Origin of the sequence: Variovorax palleresanus, assembly GCF_051144945.1 — a bacterium.
Lineage (GTDB): Bacteria > Pseudomonadota > Gammaproteobacteria > Burkholderiales > Burkholderiaceae_C > Variovorax > Variovorax paradoxus_S.
Map to the genome: position 1 here is coordinate 4,199,161 of NZ_JBJNVP010000002.1, position 20,229 is coordinate 4,219,389.

16 protein-coding genes are annotated in these 20,229 nt (G+C 66.9%); 10 read left to right on the plus strand and 6 right to left on the minus strand.

Annotation, left to right across the window (positions count from 1 at the left end; all coding sequences use genetic code 11):
* Positions 1 to 17 precede the first annotated feature (17 nt).
* On the minus strand, positions 18 to 383 hold the full coding sequence (locus ACJ7Z0_RS23570; RefSeq protein WP_431123345.1) for a hypothetical protein: 366 nt from the start codon (positions 381 to 383) through the stop codon (positions 18 to 20).
* A gap of 97 nt (positions 384 to 480) precedes the next feature.
* Between ACJ7Z0_RS23570 and polA the strand changes: the two genes are divergently transcribed.
* The 3 genes from polA to ACJ7Z0_RS23585 are packed head-to-tail and all read left to right on the plus strand — an operon-like array spanning position 481 to position 5,534.
* Positions 481 to 3,303 carry a DNA polymerase I gene (gene polA, locus ACJ7Z0_RS23575; RefSeq protein WP_434791762.1) on the plus strand — a complete coding sequence of 941 codons (2,823 nt, stop codon included), beginning with the start codon at positions 481 to 483 and terminating at the stop codon, positions 3,301 to 3,303.
* A gap of 34 nt (positions 3,304 to 3,337) precedes the next feature.
* The gene (locus ACJ7Z0_RS23580; protein WP_434791763.1) at positions 3,338 to 4,624 is read left to right on the plus strand and encodes a M20/M25/M40 family metallo-hydrolase; all 1,287 of its coding nucleotides are present in this window, start codon (positions 3,338 to 3,340) and stop codon (positions 4,622 to 4,624) included.
* Between the two features lie 7 nt (positions 4,625 to 4,631).
* Positions 4,632 to 5,534 (plus strand): LysR family transcriptional regulator, encoded by a 903-nt coding sequence (locus ACJ7Z0_RS23585; protein WP_434791764.1) that lies wholly within the window; start codon positions 4,632 to 4,634, stop codon positions 5,532 to 5,534.
* A gap of 16 nt (positions 5,535 to 5,550) precedes the next feature.
* On the opposite strand, the gene ACJ7Z0_RS23590 is transcribed toward ACJ7Z0_RS23585, so the two are convergent.
* Entirely contained in the window at positions 5,551 to 6,771 is a 1,221-nt protein-coding gene (locus ACJ7Z0_RS23590) for a D-amino acid dehydrogenase (RefSeq protein ID WP_434791765.1), read from the minus strand.
* Positions 6,772 to 6,985: 214 nt separating this feature from the next.
* Here ACJ7Z0_RS23590 and ACJ7Z0_RS23595 point away from each other — a divergent pair, with 214 nt between their 5' ends.
* The 5 genes from ACJ7Z0_RS23595 (at position 6,986) to ACJ7Z0_RS23615 (ending at position 11,054) form a co-directional block, all read left to right on the plus strand.
* Complete coding sequence (locus ACJ7Z0_RS23595; RefSeq protein ID WP_434791766.1) at positions 6,986 to 7,873, plus strand: transporter substrate-binding domain-containing protein; 888 nt, start codon at positions 6,986 to 6,988, stop codon at positions 7,871 to 7,873.
* Between the two features lie 36 nt (positions 7,874 to 7,909).
* Positions 7,910 to 8,647, plus strand: a complete 738-nt coding sequence (locus ACJ7Z0_RS23600) for an aspartate/glutamate racemase family protein (protein ID WP_434791767.1) — start codon at positions 7,910 to 7,912, stop codon at positions 8,645 to 8,647.
* A gap of 112 nt (positions 8,648 to 8,759) precedes the next feature.
* A complete protein-coding gene (locus ACJ7Z0_RS23605) occupies positions 8,760 to 9,659 on the plus strand; it encodes a dienelactone hydrolase family protein (protein WP_434791768.1) in 900 nt (299 codons plus the stop codon).
* A gap of 100 nt (positions 9,660 to 9,759) precedes the next feature.
* A complete protein-coding gene (locus ACJ7Z0_RS23610; RefSeq protein WP_434791769.1) occupies positions 9,760 to 10,710 on the plus strand; it encodes a ZIP family metal transporter in 951 nt (316 codons plus the stop codon).
* Between the two features lie 125 nt (positions 10,711 to 10,835).
* Positions 10,836 to 11,054 carry a hypothetical protein gene (locus ACJ7Z0_RS23615; RefSeq protein ID WP_093018492.1) on the plus strand — a complete coding sequence of 73 codons (219 nt, stop codon included), beginning with the start codon at positions 10,836 to 10,838 and terminating at the stop codon, positions 11,052 to 11,054.
* A 12-nt stretch (positions 11,055 to 11,066) separates the two neighbouring features.
* Here the strand turns inward: ACJ7Z0_RS23615 and ACJ7Z0_RS23620 are convergent, their stop codons facing one another.
* Positions 11,067 to 12,239, minus strand: coding sequence for an NAD(P)/FAD-dependent oxidoreductase (locus ACJ7Z0_RS23620; protein WP_434791770.1), 1,173 nt, complete (start codon positions 12,237 to 12,239; stop codon positions 11,067 to 11,069).
* 203 nt (positions 12,240 to 12,442) lie between these two features.
* On the opposite strand from ACJ7Z0_RS23620, the gene ACJ7Z0_RS23625 reads away from it, so the two are divergent.
* Entirely contained in the window at positions 12,443 to 13,168 is a 726-nt protein-coding gene (locus ACJ7Z0_RS23625; protein WP_431123324.1) for a helix-turn-helix domain-containing protein, read from the plus strand.
* A gap of 298 nt (positions 13,169 to 13,466) precedes the next feature.
* Positions 13,467 to 16,040, plus strand: a complete 2,574-nt coding sequence (gspD, locus tag ACJ7Z0_RS23630; RefSeq protein WP_434791771.1) for a type II secretion system secretin GspD — start codon at positions 13,467 to 13,469, stop codon at positions 16,038 to 16,040.
* Between the two features lie 137 nt (positions 16,041 to 16,177).
* Here gspD and ACJ7Z0_RS23635 read toward each other — a convergent pair whose 3' ends face one another.
* The 3 genes from ACJ7Z0_RS23635 to ACJ7Z0_RS23645 all read right to left on the minus strand — a co-directional run bounded on the left by ACJ7Z0_RS23635 (position 16,178) and on the right by ACJ7Z0_RS23645 (position 20,219).
* Positions 16,178 to 18,163 carry a DUF3300 domain-containing protein gene (locus ACJ7Z0_RS23635; RefSeq protein WP_434791772.1) on the minus strand — a complete coding sequence of 662 codons (1,986 nt, stop codon included), beginning with the start codon at positions 18,161 to 18,163 and terminating at the stop codon, positions 16,178 to 16,180.
* Between the two features lie 150 nt (positions 18,164 to 18,313).
* Entirely contained in the window at positions 18,314 to 18,952 is a 639-nt protein-coding gene (locus ACJ7Z0_RS23640) for a DUF3299 domain-containing protein (protein WP_434791773.1), read from the minus strand.
* Positions 18,953 to 18,956: 4 nt separating this feature from the next.
* On the minus strand, positions 18,957 to 20,219 hold the full coding sequence (locus ACJ7Z0_RS23645) for an ABC transporter permease (RefSeq protein WP_434791774.1): 1,263 nt from the start codon (positions 20,217 to 20,219) through the stop codon (positions 18,957 to 18,959).
* Between the last annotated feature and the right edge of the window lie 10 nt (positions 20,220 to 20,229).

Consider the following 20,229-nt stretch of genomic DNA (forward strand, 5'->3'; position numbering starts at 1 on the left):
TTGAAAGCGCGGCACGGTCAGAACTTCATCACGTTCCAGACCCGGGCGCCGTTGCCGTTCGAGTTCGCTTCGCCCGAACCCGTTCGCGCGCCTGGATCGTTCGGCCGCACCTCGTAGCCCGGCACGTTGGCCTTGGGCTTGACGTTGATGCTCTGCGTGCGGCCGCCATAGCGCACCTCGTCGACCGAGGCGCCGCTGTCTTCCGTGTGGATGTGCTCGACCTTCTGGTTGCGCCGGCCATCGGCCTGCTCCTGATTTTGTAGCGGCTGGGGCGGCGCGGAGGCTCCAGCGGGTGCGGGCTGCGCCTGGACGGCGGCAAAAGGGACGGCAAAGGCCAGCGCCAGCAGGATGCGGCGGGCGACCAGGAGTGTGGGGCTAGGCATGCAAGGATTGTAGGCTCGGGGCCGCTTCCAGCGTGTCGGCGGGCGGCGCTTGCCGCCGTGGTTCGGGAGCCCGGTCCGGGCACGGCAAAATGGCCCGATGACCGACAAGAAAACGCTGCTGCTCGTCGATGGCTCGAGCTATCTTTACCGCGCCTTCCATGCCATGCCCGACCTGCGGGCCGTGCCCGGCGACCCGAAAAGCCCCGCGACCGGCGCCATCCGCGGCATGATCAACATGATGACCGCGCTGCGCCGCGAGGTCCGCGCCGACTACGCGGCCTGCATCTTCGACGCGCCCGGCAAGACGTTTCGAGACGACCTGTACCCCGAATACAAGGCCAACCGCTCCCCCATGCCCGACGATCTGCGCAGCCAGATCGAACCCATCCACGAGGTGGTGAAGCTCATGGGCTGGCCGGTGCTCTGCGTGCCCGACATCGAGGCCGACGACGTGATCGGCACGCTCGCCAGGACGGCGGCGCGCCAGGGCGTCGAGGTCATCGTATCCAGCGGCGACAAGGACCTGAGCCAGCTGGTGGACGAGCACATCACCATCATCGACACGATGAACGGCAAGCGGCGCGACGTGGCCGGGGTCACGGCGGAATTCGGCGTGCCGCCTTCGTTGATGATCGACTACCAGACGCTGGTGGGCGATGCGGTCGACAACGTGCCCGGCGTCGAGAAGGTCGGTCCGAAGACCGCTGCCAAATGGCTGCTCGAATACGGCTCGCTCGACGCGCTGATCGAACGCGCCGCCGAGGTGAAAGGCCAGGCCGGCGAGAACCTGCGCAAGGCCCTGGACAAGCTGCCGTTGAGCAAGAACCTCGTCACCATTCGCACCGATTGCGACCTGGACGGGCACGTCACCGGCCTGCCGTCGCTCGAAGGCCTGCCGGTGGGCGCGCCGCAAACCGCCGAGCTCAAGCCCTTCTACGAGAAGTTCGGTTTCAAGAGCCTGGTCAAGTCGCTCGAGGCACTGGAAGTGCCACCGGAGCTGATCGAGGAAAACATCAAGAAGCAGACGGCCCGCGGCGCCGCGGCAAGCAGCGATCAAGGTGGGTTGTTCGACGAATCGGCGGACCTCGGCGCGATGGAGGCGGCATCGCCCGCGAGCAACCTGAAGTACGAGACCATCACGAGCTGGGAGCAGTTGGACGCCTGGCTCGCCAGGCTCGAGGCCGCCGAGCTGGCCGCCATCGACACCGAGACCACCTCGCTCGACGAGATGGTCGCGCGCATCGTCGGCGTGAGCTTCAGCGTCGAGCCCGGCGAGGCGGCCTACGTGCCGCTCGCGCACAACTATCCCGACGCGCCCGCGCAGCTGCCCATCGACGAAGTGCTCGCCAGGCTCAAGCCCTGGCTCGAAAACCCCCAGAAGAAAAAGCTCGGCCAGCACATCAAGTACGACCGCCACGTGCTCGCCAACCACGGCATCGAGGTGCAGGGCTATGCGCACGACACCATGCTGCAAAGCTACGTGCTCGAGGCGCACCGGCCGCACGGCCTCGCGAGCCTGGCCGAACGCCACCTGGGCCGCAGCGGCATCTCGTACGAAGACCTGTGTGGCAAGGGCGCGCACCAGATTCCGTTCAGCCAGGTCGACATTGCCAAGGCCGCCGAGTATTCGTGCGAGGACAGCGACCAGACGCTCGACGTCCACCTGGCGCTGTGGCCCCAGATCGAGCGCGACGAAAAGCTGCGCTTCATCTACCAGCTAGAGATGGATTCGAGCGAGGCGCTCTACCGCGTCGAGCGCAATGGCGTGCTGATCGACGCGCCCACGCTCGCGGCGCAAAGCCATGAACTCGGCACGCGCATCATGGCGCTGGAGCAGGAGGCCTACGAGATCGCGGGCCAGCCGTTCAACCTCGGTTCGCCCAAGCAGATCGGCGAGATCTTTTTCACCAAGCTGGGCCTGCCGGTGGTCAAGAAGACGCCGAGCGGCGCACCGAGTACGGACGAGGAGGTGCTCGAGAAACTGGCTGAAGACTATCCGCTGCCGGCCAAGATCCTGGAGCACCGGGGCTTGTCCAAGCTCAAGGGCACGTACACCGACAAGCTGGGCCAGTTGGCCAACCCACGCAGCGGCCGCGTCCACACGCACTATGCGCAGGCGGTGGCGGTCACGGGGCGCCTGTCGAGCAACGATCCCAACCTGCAGAACATTCCGATCCGCACGCCCGAAGGCCGCCGCGTGCGCGAAGCCTTCATTGCGCCGGCTGGCAGCGTGATTGCCAGCGCCGACTACTCGCAGATCGAGCTGCGCATCATGGCGCACATCAGCGGCGATGAGTCGCTGCTGCGCGCCTTCCGCGAAGGCATCGACGTGCACCGCGCCACCGCGGCGGAAGTGTTCGGCTCCACGCCCGACCAGGTGTCGAGCGAGCAGCGCCGCTACGCAAAGGTGATCAACTTCGGGCTCATCTACGGCATGAGCAGCTTCGGGCTCGCACGCAACCTGGGCATCGAGACCAAGGCCGCGGCCTCCTACATCGAACGCTACTTCGCACGCTACCCGGGGGTGAAGGCGTACATGGACGAGACCAAGGCGCTCGCCAAGGAGAAGGGCTATGTCGAGACCGTGTTCGGCCGACGCCTCTACCTGCCCGAGATCAATTCGCCCAACGGCCCGCGCCGCGGCGGTGCCGAGCGCGCGGCCATCAACGCGCCGATGCAGGGCACCGCGGCCGACCTGATCAAGCTCAGCATGATCAAGGTACAGAATGTGCTCGACGAAGAGAAGCGCGCCACCCGCATGATCATGCAGGTGCACGACGAACTGGTGTTCGAAGTGCCCGAGGCCGAGGTCGAATGGGTGCGCACCGAGATTCCGCGCCTGATGGCCGGCGTGGCGGAACTCAAGGTGCCGCTCCTGGCCGAGATCGGCATCGGTCCCAACTGGGACAAGGCACACTGACCAGAATCCAGACGAAGAAAGAAGAAGTACGCCCATGAAAATCCAGCCCGGCAAATTCCTCCTCGCCGCCGTCTGCGCCGCATGGCTCGGCACTGCCTTTGCCGCGCCCGATGCCCGCATCGCCGCGCTCGCCGCCAAGGAAAAGCCCGCCCTGCTCGAGACGCTGAAGGAACTGGTCTCCATCGAATCGGGCAGCCGCGATCTCGAAGGGCTCGAGAAGATCTCCGATCTGATCGCGGCCAAGTTCAAGGCCATGGGCGGCGAGGTCGAGCTGATCGACCCAAGCGCCGAGGCCTACCGCATGGAGGACACGCCCGAGAAGCTCGGGCGCGTCGTGCGCGCCACCTTCAAGGGCACGGGCAAGAAGAAGATCATGCTCATCGCGCACATGGACACGGTCTACACCGTGGGCATGCTCAACAAGCAGCCTTTCCGCGTCGAAGGCGACAAGGCCTACGGCTTGGGCATTGCCGACGACAAGCAGGGGGTCGCGGTCATCACGCACACGGTCGCGATGCTGCAGGCGCTCAAGTTCAAGGACTACGGCACGCTCACCGTGCTGATCAACGGCGACGAGGAAATCAGTTCGCCGGGTTCGCGCACGCTCATCACGCGGCTGGGCGGCGAGCACGACGCGGTGCTGTCGTTCGAAGGCGCGTCGGTCAAGGAAGACAAGCTCTCGCTCGCCACCGCGGGCATTGCCTCGGTCACGCTGAACGTCACGGGCAAGGCCTCGCATGCGGGTTCGGCGCCAGAGCAGGGCGTGAATGCGCTCTACGAGCTCTCGCACCAGATCCTGCAGATGCGCGACCTGTCCGACCCCGCCACCGGACTCAAGATGAACTGGACCATCTCGCGCTCGGGCAGCAACCGCAACGTGATTCCGGCCAGCGCCACGGCGGGCGCCGACGTGCGCGTGCTCAAGGTGAGCGACTACGACCGCATCGAGCAGCAGGTGCAGGAGCGCGTGAAGAAGCAGCTCGTTCCCGAGGCCAAGGTCGAGATGAAGTTCGAGCGCCGCCGCCCGCCGCTGGAGGCAACCGATGCCTCGCGCGCGCTCGCTAAGCATGCGCAGCGGATCTACAAGGACGAGCTCGGCAGGCCGCTGGGCGCCGACGACGCGGTGGCCGGCGGCGGCACCGATGCCGCCTTTGCCGCGCTCAAGACCAAGGCACCGGTGGTCGAGCGCTTCGGGCTGCAGGGCTTTGGCGCGCACTCGGCCGATGCCGAATACGTGCTGGTCGATTCCATCGAGCCGAGGCTCTATCTCGCAACCCGCATGGTGATGGATCTCTCCCGCAGCAAGCTCCCTGGCAACTGACCCGGCCATGCGCCTGCGCCACATCGAGGTCTTCAACGCGATCATGCTCACCGGCAGCGTGAGCGCGGCGGCGCGGCTCATCAACATCACGCAGCCGGCGGTGAGCCGCACCTTGCAGCATGCCGAGCTGCAGTTGGGCTTTCCGCTGTTCCAGCGTGCCAAGGGCCGGCTCACGCCGACCACCGAGGCGCTCACGCTGTATCCGCACATCGAGCGGCTGTTTGCGCAACTCGACGAGGTGCAGCGCCTTGCCGCCAACCTGCGCGCGGGCAGCGACACCGGCGAACTGCGCATCCTGAGCGTGCTGGCGCTGAGCTACGAGGTGCTGCCGCGCGCGCTCAAGGCCTTCCGCGAAAGGCACCCGGGCTATTCGATCACCGTGGAGTCGCTGCACTCGCCGCAGATCATGTCGGCGCTGCTGCTGCAGGAGGCCGACGTGGGCTTTGTCTTCAGCCCCGCGGTGCATCCTTCGCTCACGCAGGAAACGCTGGCCGACACGCGCATGGTGTGCATCGCGCCCAAGGGAATGCTGCCGCGCGCGCTGGTGCGCAACGGTTCGGTGGCGCTGCACGACCTGGTCGACCGGCCCGTCATCGGGCTCGACAGCCGCGACCCGGTGGGCACCAGCCTGAGCCAGGCCTGCCGCCAGGCGGGGGTGGGCTTCCAGCAGGCGGTGGTGACGGTGCAGACCTATCACGCCGCGCTGTCGATGGCGCACCACGGGCTGGGCGTGGCGCTGGTCGATGCATGCACGGCCCGATCGGCCGACAGCGCCAAGGTCGACGTGCTGGCGCTGGAGCCGCACATTCCCGTGCCGGTGCGCGCGCTGCGTTTTGCAGGAAAGCCCGATTCGGTGGCGGTGCGCGGCATCACGCGCTGCATGCGCGAGGCGATCGAGCAGGCGGCCTGACCCGCGTGCCGGCCGCTCAGGAGGCCGCAGGCTCCAGGGCCTCTGCAATCCGCCGCGCCGAGCCGAAGGCCAGCGTGAAGCCCAGGGCGCCATGGCCGGTGTTGAACAGCATGTTTGCCGGCGCGCTCGGTAGCCGACCAATGATCGGCAGCCCTGTGGGCGTGGCGGGCCGCATGCCGGTCCACGGGTGCAGCTCTTCCAGTTGGCTTGCATGCGGAAAGACAGCGCGCGTGGCGGCCGCCAGCGTCTCGATGCGGGTGGCCGGAATGCTCGCGTCGTGTCCCACCAGTTCCGCCATGCCGGCCACGCGAAGCCGCGAGCCGATGCGCGCGAACACCACCTTGCGCGCGCTGTCGGTCACGTTCACGCGAGGTGCGGCGCCCGCCGAGGGATCGACCTCCACCGTGATGCTGTAGCCCTTGAGCGGATACACCGGCAGGTAGGCGCCGATGGCGCGTCCCAGCTTGTGCGAGGCCGAGCCCAGCGCCATCACGAAGGCATCGGCCTCGATGTCTTCCGCATTCGTTTTCACGGCAGCCACGCGGCCTTCGCTGCGGGCGAAGCCGTGCACGTCGGTGCCGAGCAGAAAGCGCACGCCGCGCCCGCTGAGCATGCGCATGAGTTCGGCACAGACCTTGAGGCAGTCGGCCGCGCATTCGCTCGGCGTGTAGACCGCGCCGGCCATCTGGCTGCGGTAGCTTGCGAGCGCGGGCTCGATCGCGACGCACTCGTCGGGCGACACGATGCACTGCTCGCTGCCCATGGTGCGCTGGAGTTCGAGTTGCGCGCGCGCGCCTTCGAGCGACGCCGGGCTGGCATAGAGCACCAGTTTGCCGGTGGCCGAAAAATCGCAGTCCGGCGCGATGTCGGCCTGCATCGCCTCGAATTCGGTCCGGCTCAGCGCGGCCAGCGCGAGCAGCTGGGCCGTGGTGTTGCGGGAAGTCTGTGCCTTGCAGGCCGCCAGGAAAGCCAGCCCCCAGCGCCACTGCAGCGGATCGAGCTGAGGCCGCAGCTTGAGCGGTGAAGAGGGCGAGAGCAGCAGCTTGGGCAACTGGCGCCAGATCGACGGATCGGCCAGCGGCTGCACGTACGAGTAGCTGAGCTGTGCGCCGTTGCCGCCGCTTGCGCCCGCACCGGGGGCTGCGCGGTCGATTACCGTGACCTGATGGCCCTGGCGTTCGAGTTGCCAGGCGGTGGCCAGGCCCACGATGCCGGCACCGAGCACACAGACATGCATGGAGGCAACTTTCCGGGAGTGAATGGGAGACAGCATCGACTGTAGGGGCGCACCGCGCCGGCCGGAAATGCCAAAAGCGCCGTGGCCCATAGCCAAACCGCATGCCCTGCAGCCCATAACCTTTGGGTATGGCCCAGGGTTCAATTGGAATTGTCGGAGTGCGTCACTCCTTCTTACACTGGCCGCTCCGTTCAACCATCTGAAGAAGGCTCGCATGAAACTCTCCGCATTGATGGCCGCCGCTGCCGTGGTGCTGTTTTCCGCCACCGGCGTCCAGGCCGCCGACACGCTGGCCAAGATTGCCGAGTCCGGCAAGATCACGCTCGCCTACCGCGAGTCGTCGGTGCCCTTCAGCTACCTGGACGGCCCCAACAAGCCCATCGGCTTCTCGGTCGAACTCTCCAACGCCGTGGTCGAGGCGGTGAAGAAGAAGCTCAACAAGCCCAACCTGCAGGTGCAACTGATGCCCGTCACCTCGCAGAACCGTATTCCGCTGATCACCAACGGCACCGTGGACCTGGAGTGCGGCTCCACCACCAACAACAGCGCGCGCGGCAAGGACGTGGCCTTTGCCGTGAACCATTTCTATACGGGTACGCGGCTGCTGGTCAAAAAATCTTCGAAGATCAAGAACTACGCCGACCTGGCCAAGAAGACGGTGGCCAGCACCACCGGCACCACCAACGCGCTGGTCATGCGCAAGTACAACACCGAGAAGAATCTCGACATGGACATCGTGCTCGGCAAGGACCACGCCGACGCGTTCCTGCTGGTGGAAAGCGACCGTGCCCTGGCGTTTGCGATGGACGACATCCTGCTGTATGGCCTCATCGCCAACGCCAAGAACCCGGCCGACTACGAGGTGGTGGGCGACGCGCTTCAGGTCGAGCCCTACGCCTGCATGCTGCCCAAGGACGACCCGGCTTTCAAGAAGCTGGTGGACGACACGTTCATTGGCATGATGAAGAGCGGCGAATTCGAGAAGCTCTACACCAAGTGGTTCATGTCGCCGATCCCGCCGAAGAACGCGCCGCTGAACCTGCCCATGAGCCAGCAGCTCAAGGACAACATCAAGGCGCCTTCGGACAAGCCAGCGACCTGACCGCAATACGTACCTGACCGCAATACGTAATACGCAATGGCTTCGACGAACGTAGTTGGCATTCTGGGCGGCATGGGCCCTGCGGCGGGGGCCGACTTCGTTCGGCTGTTCGTGCAGGCCTGCGCCCAGCAGATGCGCTCTCGCGGGGAACCGGTGCGGGACCAGTCTTTTCCGGAGCACTGGCTGGCGCAGGTGCCGGTGCCTGACCGCACCGATGCGCTGGGCTCGCCCGAGAGCGGCGGGCACCAGCCGCTCGAACCGATGCTGCAGGCGTTGGGGCGCCTTGCCGCGCTGGGCAGCCAGGCGGTGGCCATTGCCTGCAACACCGCGCATGCCTGGCATGACCGGCTGCAGGAACGTTTTCCGCAGGTCGAGCTGCTGCACATGGCGCGCGAGGTGGCGCAGCATCTTGCGGCGCAGGATGCGGGCAACGTGGCGCTGATGGCCACCGAGGGTACCTACCGCGTGCGGCTCTACGAGCAGGCGCTGGCCCAGGCGGGGCTCGAATGCCATGTGCCGCTGGCGGAAGAACGCCGCCTCATCACGCGTGGCATCTTCGAGGGGGTCAAGGCGGGCAACATGCGGCTCGCCGAAGAATGCTTTTCGCACGTGGCGCTGCGGCTCGCCGAACGCCATGGGCCGGTCACCATCATCATGGGCTGCACCGAGGTGCCGCTCGGGCTGCAGGGTTCGGCCGCTGCGGCCGGGCTGAGCCTGGTCGACCCGGCGCAGGTGCTGGCTTCGGCATTGGCCCGGCGCGCGTATCGCGACTAGTGCACGGCGGGCATCAACCTGATGACGCACGGGCCGGGCTGATTTCGCCTACATTGCGGCGTGCGTTTTGGCGCATGCCCCTTTGTTCGACGATTCAACTGGAGCTCTACCCATGTCCCTTCGCGACGACAGCCGTTCCGATTTCGATTCGCTTCGCCCCGGCGAGAGCACAGAGCAGGGCGCCACGCGCCGCACTGCACTCAAGGCCGCCATTGGCGTGGGCTACGCGGCCGCCGTCATGCCGGTCATGGCGCAGACCGCGATCAGCACCTCGGCCGAAGGCCTGAAGGCCGGGCCGATCAAGTACACCGTCAACGGTTTCGAGGTGCCGGCCTATGCGGCCGCGCCCGCGGGCAAGACCGGTCTGCCGGTGATCCTGGTGCTCCAGGAAATCTTCGGCGTGCACGAGTACATCGCCGATACCTGCCGCCGCTTCGCGCAACTGGGCTATCTAGCCATTGCGCCCGAGCTCTATGCGCGGCAGGGCGACCCGCGCGGCTACACCGACATCCCCAAGCTGCAGGCCGACATCGTGAGCAAGGTGCCCGATGCGCAGGTGCTGGCCGATCTCGATGGCGCACTTTCGTATGCATCGGCCAACGGCGGCAACGTGGCCAAGGCCGGCATCACCGGCTTCTGCTGGGGCGGGCGCTTCGTGTGGCTCTATGCCGCCACCGGCAAGGTCAAGGCCGGCGTGGCCTGGTATGGCCGGCTGGTCGGCCAGCCCGGCGAGTTGACGCCCCGGCACCCGATCGACGTCGCGGCCAACCTGCAGGCGCCTGTGCTCGGCCTCTACGGCGGCAAGGACCAGGGCATCCCGCTTGACACGGTTGATAAGATGAAAGCAGCGTTGGCAAATGGAACCCCGGCTGCCAAGGCTTCGAGCTTCGTCGTGTATCCCGAAGCAGGCCACGCGTTCCACGCCGACTATCGCCCGAGCTATGTAAAGAGCGCGGCCGAAGACGGATGGCAGCGCGCCACCGCCTGGTTCAAAGCCAATGGCGTCGTCTGACGACAGCCTGTAGCCACCCACCGCCGAAGGCCGTCCCAGTGACGGCCTTTTCTCTTTTTATGAACGGTATCGGGTATCGATGCCCATCGACATTGCAGCTATGAATTTGATAGTGATCATCCTGGCCACCCTGGTCGCCGGCATCGGAAGCGTGTGGCTGGCCGCCTTGCTCCTGCGCGTGGGTGTGCGCAGCGGGTCGGGCGGCGTGAATTCGCAGCACCTGCTGAGCCTGGCCGCAGGCGCGCTGCTCGCCACGGCCTTCATGCACCTGCTGCCCGAAGCCTTCGAAAGCCGCATCGAGCCCGCGATGCTGTTCGGCGTGCTGCTGTTCGGCCTGGTGTTCTTCTTCTTGCTCGACAAGGCCGAGCTCTGGCACCACGGACACGAGCATCACCACGGCGACGCTCTGCCGGGACCGGTGGGGCACCAGGCGGCCGGGCACGCGCATGATCACGATCACGATCACGGCCATGCGCATCACGATCACGGCGATCACAGCCACGGCCACGCACCCCGCGCGGGCGGCGGCTGGGCAGTGCTCACCGGCGACAGCGTGCACTGCTTCGGCGATGGCATCCTGATCGCGTCGGCCTTCATCGCGGACATCCGCCTCGGGCTGGTCGCGGCCGTCGCCGTGCTCGCGCACGAAATCCCTCATCACATCGGCGATCTGGTGGTGCTGCGGCAGAGTTCGGCCAACCAGCGTGCGGCGCTGGTCAAGGTGTCGCTGGCCGGCACCATGACCATGCTCGGCGGCGTCGTAGGGTGGTGGCTGGTCGATCGGCTGCACGGCCTGTTGCCGTACTTCCTGGTGCTGGCCTCCAGCAGCTTTGTCTACGTGGCGCTGGCCGACCTGATTCCCCAGTTGCAGAAACGACTGCCCGCGCGGCAGACCGCGGCGCAGATCGCATGGCTGATCGTCGGCATTGCGCTTGTCACGCTGGTGAGCCGGCTCGCGCACGGCGAGCACGACCACGGCCATGCGGAACACGGCCACGCAGAGCATGGCCATGCGCACGAAGGCGAGGGCGCCCCGGCGCACAAGGACTGACCGGCACCGGATGGATACTTTCCGAAACCCACACCTGTCCGGGGAATGGCGCACGGCACCCGAAAGAGGTGCACCATTGGGGGTATGACGAATGTCTCGCCCATGCTATCGCCGAGGAACCGATCATGAACAACGTCGACGCCAAGAAGCGTTCTGCTCCGCCATCGACAGAGGATGACGACGACTCGCCTGTCGATGATTTCGAAGAGTCCGAATCGGAATCCGAAGCCACCGACGACCTGTCGGACGAAACCGGCATCGACCTGACCGATGCCAGCGAACTCGACGCCGACAACGTTCCCGCGGACGAAGAATTCGACCGGGTGATGAACGCGCCCGATTGAGCCGGTTCTTGATCAACCCTGGGCCACAGCCGCTGCGCGCAGACGCTGCGGGCCGAGCATTTCAGCCGTGAGACCGAAGCCCGCGATGCGCTCCGGCAGCGGCAGGCCGCGCGCCAGTGCGGCGCACGCCTCGCCCATGGCCGCCGATGTCTGGATGCCGTAGCCGCCCTGCGCCGCCACCCAGAAGAAGCCGGGTGCATCGGGTTCGAAACCGCCCACCAGGTCGCCATCGCCCACGAAGGAACGCAGGCCGGCCCAGGTGCGGGTGGGCCGCCGGATGGCGAGCGTGGTTGCTTCCTCGATGCGGTGGATGGCGATGGCGATGTCCAGTTCCTCGGGCTGCACGTCCTGCGGTTCGACGGGGTCGGCATTCGCCGGGGAGCCGAGCAGCATGCCGGCGTCGGGCTTGATGTACCAGCCTTCGTCGGCACTGAACACCATGGGCCAGTGCGCCACGCTGCCGCCGCTGCCTTCGGGCGGCGCGAAAATGAAGGCCGAGCGCCGCCGTGGCTCGATGCCGATGGGCTGCACGCCCGCCATTTGCGCAATGGTGTCGACCCACGCGCCCGCGGCGTTGATCACCACCGGCGCTTCATAGACGGTGCCGCCGGCCGTCACGCGCCAGCGCTCGCCGATGCGCTCGATGGCGGTCACGCCGGCATCGCACACCAGCTTGCCGCCGGCCTGCCGCATGCCGCGCAGATAGCCCTGGTGAATGGCGTGCACGTCCATGTCGGCCGCCTCGGGCTCGTAGACGCCGCCGGCCACGTGCTCGGGCCGCAGCACCGGCACCATCGCGAGCGCCTCTTCGCCGCTGAGCCGCTTCGCGCCCGTGTTCATGGCGCGCAGCACTTCCCAGTGGGCGTCGAGTTCGGCCACATGCTCGGCGCCTGCCACCATCAAGGCGCCGCGCGGCGTGAGCAGCGGGTGCTCGGCAAAGCCCTCGGGCGGGTGTTCGAGAAAAGCGCGGCTCGCCATGGTGAGCGCGCGCACCTGCGCCGTGCCGTAGCTTTCCATGAAGAGCGCGGCCGAACGGCCGGTGGAGTGATAGCCCGGCTGGGCTTCGCGCTCGAGCAGGATCACGCGGGCGTGCGGGGCAAGCCAATGGGCCACCGAAGCCCCGGCAATGCCGCCGCCGATCACGAGGTAGTCGGCCGCAACGGGCGCTGGTGTGTTGGAAGTCATGGGTGAAAAGTGTAGGTACAAATTTGCGTATACGCAAATTAAATCGTTATCACTACAACGAGACTCGCTGCATCGTGCTGGTGAAATTTGCGTGAATGCAATTTGCGCATGCGCAAATTTCATGCGCACAGAACGAGGATCTGGAGCGGAAGGCCCGGCATCGGGCTGGCAGAATCGCGGTGCACTACAAGAGAGAGCCAAGCGTGAATCCACACACGGGGACCAAGCCGGGCACCAAGCCAGCGGCCAAGCCGAAGGGCGAGCAGCTCGCGCTGGACCGCACCACCTTCGGCCACCGCCTGCGCAGCGCGCGCAAGCGTTTCGGCTGGACGCTGGCGCAGCTGGCCGAGCGTTCGGGCGTGTCGATCACCACCATCTCGCGCGCGGAACGCGGGCAGCTCGCGCTCGGATACGAGAACTTCACCGCGCTCGGCCGCGCGCTGGAGATGGACATGAACGCGATGTTCGCGGGCGCGGGCGTCAAGCCCGCACAGCTCGACGGGCCGGTCGTCACCCGCGCGGGCAAGGGCGTGGTGTACCGCGGCCTGTCGATCGCCTACGAGTTCCTGGGCACCACGGCAGCCGGCAAGCAGATGAGCCCGATCGTCGGCACCGTGCATGCGCGCCGCATTCATGGCCCCGAAGACTTCGTGCGGCACGCGGGCGAGGAGTTCGCCTATGTGCTGTCTGGCGAAATCGAAGTGCACTTCGACAATGGCAAGGTCGTGCGGCTCGCGCGCGGCGACTCGCTGTACTTCGACAGCCGCATCGGCCACGCCTATGTGAGCGTCAGCCGGCAACTCGCGAAGATCATCGGCATGACGATGGGCGAGAGCGGGCACATGAAATCTGCGCGCGAAGCACCGTCGTTGAAGCCAGCGCGCAAAGTTGCGGCGGCGAAGAAAACCGGGCGCGGCGGCAAGGGCTGACGGGGGGGCGACTCGCGTCCCGGGCGCGCTCTGCCGGCTGCCTCTGCGCGCCCGGCCCGTCACGCCATCGGCTGTTGCGCCATGGCCCACCCGCGCTTGCCGACAGCGTCGTTACTGAAGATAATGCATTTAACGTTGAGTTACATTTGCGGATGACCGCTGTCCCTTCTGCCCTTCTTTTCGCTCTCCCGTCTCTTGCCCTTTTTCCGCTGATCCCATCGGGCGGATCAGGCAAGGCGCGAGCGACGCGGTTGCGGGTCCGTTCGGCTTGAGTGCGCGCCGCGTCCGTGCCGTTGGCTTGAGCCTGCTTGCGGCCAGCGCGTTCGGCGTGGCCCATGCGCAAAATGCGATCAAGGCGGTTGCGGGTTCGATGCAACAGGGTGTCGAGGTCATCCAGATCGATCTGGCACAGCCGCTCGCCGCCGTACCCAGCGGGTTTTCGGTTCAGAGCCCCGCGCGTATTGCAATCGACTTTCCTGGCGCCACCAACGATGTGGGGCGCACCGCCATCGAAGTGGATCAACCCAACCTGCGCTCGATCAACGTGGTCCAGGCAGGCGAGCGCAGCCGGGTGGTACTGAATCTCCGGCAGCCGACGCTCTACACGGCAGAGATACAGGGCAGGTCGCTGCGGGTCACCCTTCAGGCGGTTGCCCAGACACGGCCCACAGAGGCTCCCGCACCGGCCAGAGCCGCAGCGGCGCCCCGTCGCACCGAGCCGATCACGCTGAACTTCTACGAAGCCGACATCGAGGCCGTGGCGCGCACCATGGCGGTGATCACGGGGCGTGATGTGGTGGTCGACCCGAGCGTCAAGGGCACGATGAGCCTCTTCACCGACCGCCCGGTCCAGCCGACGACCGCCTTCGATCAGTTCGCCGCGGCCTTGCGTCTGCAGAGCTTCGCGGTGGTGGAGGCCGACGGCCTCTACAAGGTGGTGCCCGAGGCCAGCGCCAAGGTGCTGAGCAACACGGTCAACACGTCGATCGGCGCCATGTCGTCGTCGGGCAGCAATCAGGTCGTCACGCAGATCTTCAGGCTCAACTACGAGTCGCCGGGCAGCCTCCTGCCGGTGCTGCGCCCGCTGATTTCATCGAACAGCGCCGTCAACCTGAGCCCGGGCAACAACTCGCTCGTGATCACCGAGTACGCCGACAACATGCGCCGGCTCGCGCGCATCATCGCGGCGCTCGATGTACCCAAAGCGTCCGACGTCGAGATCATCCAGCTCAGGCACGCGATCGCCACCGACCTGATCCCGCTGGTGCAGCGGCTTATCGACGGCGGTGGCTCGGGCGCAACGAGTGCCGCTGCAGCAGGTGTCGCCGACACATCGTTTCGCACCACGCTGCTGGCCGATCCGCGCAGCAACTCGGTGCTCATGCGTGCGGCCAACCCGGCGCGCGCGCAACTCGTTCGCACGCTGGTCGAGAAGCTGGACCGCGCACCCGCCGAGAGCAGCAACGGAGCGGCTGGCAACATCTACGTGGTCTACCTGAAGAACGCGGATGCGGTGCGCCTGGCGGCCACGCTGCGCGCCGCGATGGCGGCAAACCAGCAGTCCACGACGCCGGGTGCCCCGGGCGCCGCCGGCAACAGTCCTGTAGCGCAGCAGGCCATGCAGAACAGCATGAACGGGCAAGGTGGCTCGGCCGGCGCCAATGCGCCGCTGAACAACGCCAACCAGCCGTCGACCGGCGGCCAGATCCAGGCCGATCCGTCGACCAACTCGCTGATCATCACGGCGCCCGAGCCGCAGTACCGCCAGATGCGCGCGGTGATCGACAAGCTCGACGGCCGGCGCGCCCAGGTCATGATCGAGGCGCTGATCGTCGAGGTGAGCGCCAGCAAGGCCGCAAGCTTCGGCGTCCAGTGGCAAAGCGCGCTGGGCAGCAACGGTGTCATCGGCACCAACTCCAGCCTCAACGGGACGAACATCCTGGCACTGACCCAGGCGCTGGCCACCCGGAATGCCGCCGGCCTGGCGTCGTCGATTCGGCCGGGACTGAACCTGGGCATCGCCGGCAAGATCGGTGGCCAGTACATCCTGGGCGCCATCGCCAGCTTCTTCAGCAGCGACGGCGATGCCAATGTGCTCTCGACGCCCAACCTGCTGACGCTGGACAACGAAGAAGCCAAGATCGTCATCGGCCAGAACGTGCCCTTCGTCACCGGCCAGTACGCGAGCACCTCGGGCTCGGTGGGCATCAACCCGTTCACCACGGTGGAACGCAAGGACGTCGGCCTCACGCTGCGTGTGCGCCCGACCATCAACGAGAACGGCACCGTGAAGATGACGATCTTCCAGGAGACCTCGAACGTCGATGCGGCCACGATGGCCAACGCCAACGGCCCCACCACCAACAAGCGCTCCATCGAATCGAGCGTGCTGGTCGAGGACGGCGGGCTCATCATGCTGGGTGGCCTGCTGTCGGACACCTACAACACCAGCATCGAGAGGGTGCCGCTGGCCGGCGACATCCCGGTGCTCGGCAACCTGTTCAAGAACGAGAACCGCACGCGCAACAAGAGCAACCTCATGATGTTTCTGCGCCCTGCGGTGATGCGCGACGGTGCCTCGACCGAGGCCTTCGCCTACGACCGCTACGACGAGATCCGCGGTTTGCAGAAGCAGGTGCAGCCGAACACCGACAACATCATGCTGCGCAACGTGAACGCCGCTCCCGTGCTGCCCGAGGCACCGCTCGCAAGCTCACCCAACCGCGGCAACGGCAGCATCAGCATGGAAGGCACCCGGCTCATTCCCGCTCCGCAGGAAACCGCCACGGGCAACCGCAAGCTCGCGCCGCCGCTGCTGCGCGGCGCCTTGCCCTCCACCGCCGACCCGGCCAGCGGACGGGAGTTGCCGTAGGGCGCGAGTCGAAGCACCGGCTTTGGCTGCCACGCACGCGACGAGTACATCGAGATTCGATCGTGCCGCGCATCTACCTTGTCACGCGCCTGCTGACCGAGACCGGCAAGCAGTAAGCAGCGCCGGGGCAGCACGCCTCAGGGCTGTTGTCCCGGTGGCTCGCCGGGGCGGCGCGGCGGTCGTTTGGCGGCGGCCGCAGCGGCTGCTGCTGCCGCGTGCTGCTGGGCTTGTTGCTGCTGCTGCTGGCGCATCTGCGCCTGGTGTGCCTGCTGTTGCTGCATCTGCTGCTGGCGTTGCTGCTGCTGTTGTTGCATCGCCTGTTGTTGCTGTTGCGCGCGCGCGGCCTGCGCTTGCTGCTGTTGCTGTTGCTGTTGCTGTTGCTGTTGCTGTTGCTGTTGCTGTTGCCGGCGGCGCATCTGCTCCTGTTGCTGCAGGGCCTCGTTCTGGGCCCGTTGCTGCTGCGCCTGCTGCCGTTGTATCTGCTGCTGTTGAGCCGCCTGCTGTTGCTGGGCCGCACGCGCTTGCTGCTGCGCCTGCTGTTGCTGTTGCATCTGCTGGCGCCGTGACTGTTCCTGCTGGGCCTGCTGCTGGGTTTGCTGCGTCTGCTGCTGGCGCTGGCGCTCCTGCAATGTGTGCTGCTGCTGTTGCTGGGCTTGCTGGCTGGCGGCGCGCGCCTGTTGCTGCTGCGCCATCTGCTGCCGCCGCACCTGCTCCTGTTGTTGCTGCTGTTGGAGCCGGGCCTGTTGCGGCTGCTGCTGGTTGGCGGCGCGGGCTTGTTGCTGGGCCTGCTGCGCCTGTTGGCGCCGCATCTGTTCTTGCTGCTGTTGCTGCTGGCGCTGTGCCTGCCGTGCTTGCTGTTCCTGGGCTTGCCGCTGTTGCGCCTGCTGTTGTCGGGCCTGTTGTTGTGCGCGTTGCTGGCCTTGCTGTTGCTCCTGCATCAACGCTTGCTGCTGCCGTGCTTGTCGCTGTTGCTGCTGCTGCTGTGCCAGTTGGGCTTGCGGCTGTGGCGCGAAGCCCGGGCTGCCCGCGGCAGGGGGCAAGGGAGCGCCGGGGGGCATGCCGCGGGGCGCGCCGCTGTTGTAGACGTTCCGCACGTTGTTGTTGACCACGGTGGTCGAGCGCGAGATGTAGGTGCTGTTGTTGTAGACCACCGCCGGCCGGGCGTAGGCCGGCTGCGCGATGCGCTCCGGTTCGCGACCCCGCCAGCGCGGTGCGCCCCAGTTCATGTTCCATGCGTTCCAGCCCCAGTCGTGCCGCTCCAGCGCGGCGCCCACGATCACGCCGGCACCGAACGCCAGCGCGCCCGCCGCGGCGACTTGCCCGCGGCTGTAGCCCGGCGCGACCTCGACGGGTCGGGCGTACGCATAGCCGGGATAGACGGGTACCGGCTCGCCGTAGATCACCTGGGGGTCATAGCTCGGCACGTACACCACGTCGGGCTGCACCGGCTCGATGGTGATCAGCTGCCGCGGCGGTTCGATCACCGCGGGGCCCGCATAGACCGGCTGCATGTCCGGCGCCGGGACGTAGTCCCGCGGCGTCGCGGCGCTGGCGACCCGGAGCTTGCTGTTGTTCTTGAGGCGGCCTGCGCTCGACGCGCGCTGCCGCATGACCTGGATCGCGTTCATCACGTCGGCCGGGTCGTTGTAGTAGGCCTGGCCGAGTGCCTCGGTCCACGCGATGTTCCCGGCCATCTGGTTCAGCACCGGGCGGAATGCGGTAAGCGACTTGACGCTCGGATCCCAAGGCTGCTGGTTGGCTGCATCGGCGAGCGGGCCGCCCTTGAGTGCTGCGTTCTGTGCCAGCCAACCGTGTGCGGCGGTGATCTGGTCGGGATAGGTGGAGCCGGCCAGCACCTGCGCCACCAGCTTGTCGGGATACAGCGCGATGGGAGCGACGAGCTGGTAGAGCTGCTCGGCCGAGGGCGGCGTATAGGCCGCAGGCGCTGGAGCGGCTGGCGCAGGTGGGGGCGCAGGCGCGGGTGCAGCGGCCACTGGAGGCGCGGGTACCTGGGCGCTGGGCGCGTTGTCGGTCTTGTTGCAGCCGGCGATGGCAAGCGCGCCAATGCACAGCGAGATCGTCAGGAGCCGCGCGACGGACGCGCGGCGGAATGATGTTGTCATCTGGAGTTCCTATGGGCGCCGACCTTGTCACGCCCTGAACTCTTTCAACGGCGCGTCACGTGCCGCGACGACGCCAGCTTGCATCGCCGATGCAACGGTCTGTGTCGGTGCTGTGCCGCCTGCGCTGTCGGCGCAGAACCACAGGCCTCCTTACTTGGCGCCGCCCGCGTACTTGGTGACGCTCGTCGCGTTCACGTGATAGCCGCTCACGCCCATCATCGAATCGTTGCGCAGGGTCTGCAGCTTGCCGGTGACCCACACGGTGTCCATGGCGCGGAACTTGGCGCCCTTTGGCGTGACCACATGCAGGATCTGGTTGGCCGGTGGCGGCGGCGTGTGGATGCACGCGCCGAAGTAGGGCACGAGCAGGAACTCGGTCACCTCGCCCTTGGCCTCTTCGAGCGGCACGATGAAGCCCGGGATCTTGATGTCGGCGCCGTTCATGGCCGGATTGGTCGGCGCGTTGTTCGACACCTCCTGCATCTTCATGAGCAGTTCGTTGGCGCGCGGGTCGCCGTCGTTGAGTGCACTCAGGTCCATGCCCTTGAATTCCTTGGCCGGGTCCCAGTCCTTGGGCACCAGTTCTTCCCAGGTAATCTGGCGCGGCTGGCCCGGCGCGGCCTTGGCCGCAGCAGGCGGTGCAGCCTTGCCGCCGAGCGGGTTCGATGCGGTCGTGTCCTTGGGCGCGGGTTCGGCGGCCCACGCGGCGGCAGCGAGGCCGGCGCCAGCGAGCAGCATCGAAAGCCGGGTGAAAGCTCGGAGCGTGGGTGTCTTCTTTGCGATGCGCATGGTTTCAAATCCTCGGTGAGAGGCCGTCGGCCAACGAGAGCCGGTAAGCACGGATGCCGGGCAAAAGGCTTGCGAGCCAGCCCGCCACCAGCAGGCTTCCCATCAGCAGCCATTCGTTCAGTGTAGGTTCTGAAAGACTCAATGTCAGCCCGAACTGCGACTGCAGCCATGGCGAGAGCAGGGCGATGCCGAGCACGGCCATGACCACGCCGAAGGCCACGCCCAGCACGGTGACCATGGCGCCCTCGAGCGCGAGCAGCGCCAGCACATGGCGCAGGCCGGCACCCACGGCGCGCAGCACGGCCAGCTCGCGCCGCCTTTCGTTCAGGCCTGCCATCACCACCGAGACAAGGCCCGCGAGGCTTACGAGCGCAACCAGCGCCGACATCAGCAGCAGCGCGTTCTCGCCGATGCCGATCACGCTCCACAGTTCATCGAGCGCCACGCCCGGCAGGATGGCCATCAGCGGCTCGCCGGAGTAGGTGGAAATCCAGCGCTGGACGCCGAACACCGCAGAGCGGTTTTTCAGGCCCACGAGAGCGGCCGTCACGTTCTTCGGCGTCAGGTCGAACTTGCGCACCTGCTCGGCCGGGATCTTCACGCCCGGCATCGGCGCGCCGCCCACCCATTCGAGGTGGATGGCTTCCATTGCTTCGAGCCCGATGTGCACCGTGCGATCGACCGGCGTGCCGGTGCGGGCGAGCACGCCGACCACCGTGAAGGGCTTGTCGGTATGTTCGGCCGTGTTGAGCTCGCCGCTGCCGTGCGCGAGCGTGATCTTCCGGCCGACGTGGTAGCCGAGCTTGTCGGCCACTTCGGCCCCCACCACCGCGTCGAACAGTTCGCTGAAGGGCTTGCCTTCGCGCAGCTTCAGCAGCTGGCGGTCGCCATAGCGAAAGCGCGTGAAGTATTCGGGCGAGGTGGCCAGCACCGAGAAGCCGCGGTGCGAGTCGCCCAGCGAAAGCGGCACCACCCAGTCGACGCCCTGGTGCGCGGCCAGCGCCTGCACGCTTTTCCACGAGATGTTGTTGGTGGCCGCGCCGATGCGGAACACCGAATACAGCAGCAGTTGCGTGGAGCCCGTGCGTGCGCCCACGATCAGGTCGGTGCCCGAGACGGACGATGCGAAGTTCTCGCGCAGCTCGGTGCGGATGCGTTCGACGCCGAGCAGCAGAAAGGTCGACAGCGCGATCGAGAACACGGTGAGCGCCAGCGTGAAGCGCCGGTTCCAGGCGCTGTGCCAGGCGATCGAAAAAAGTGCTCTCATCGGCAGGCCT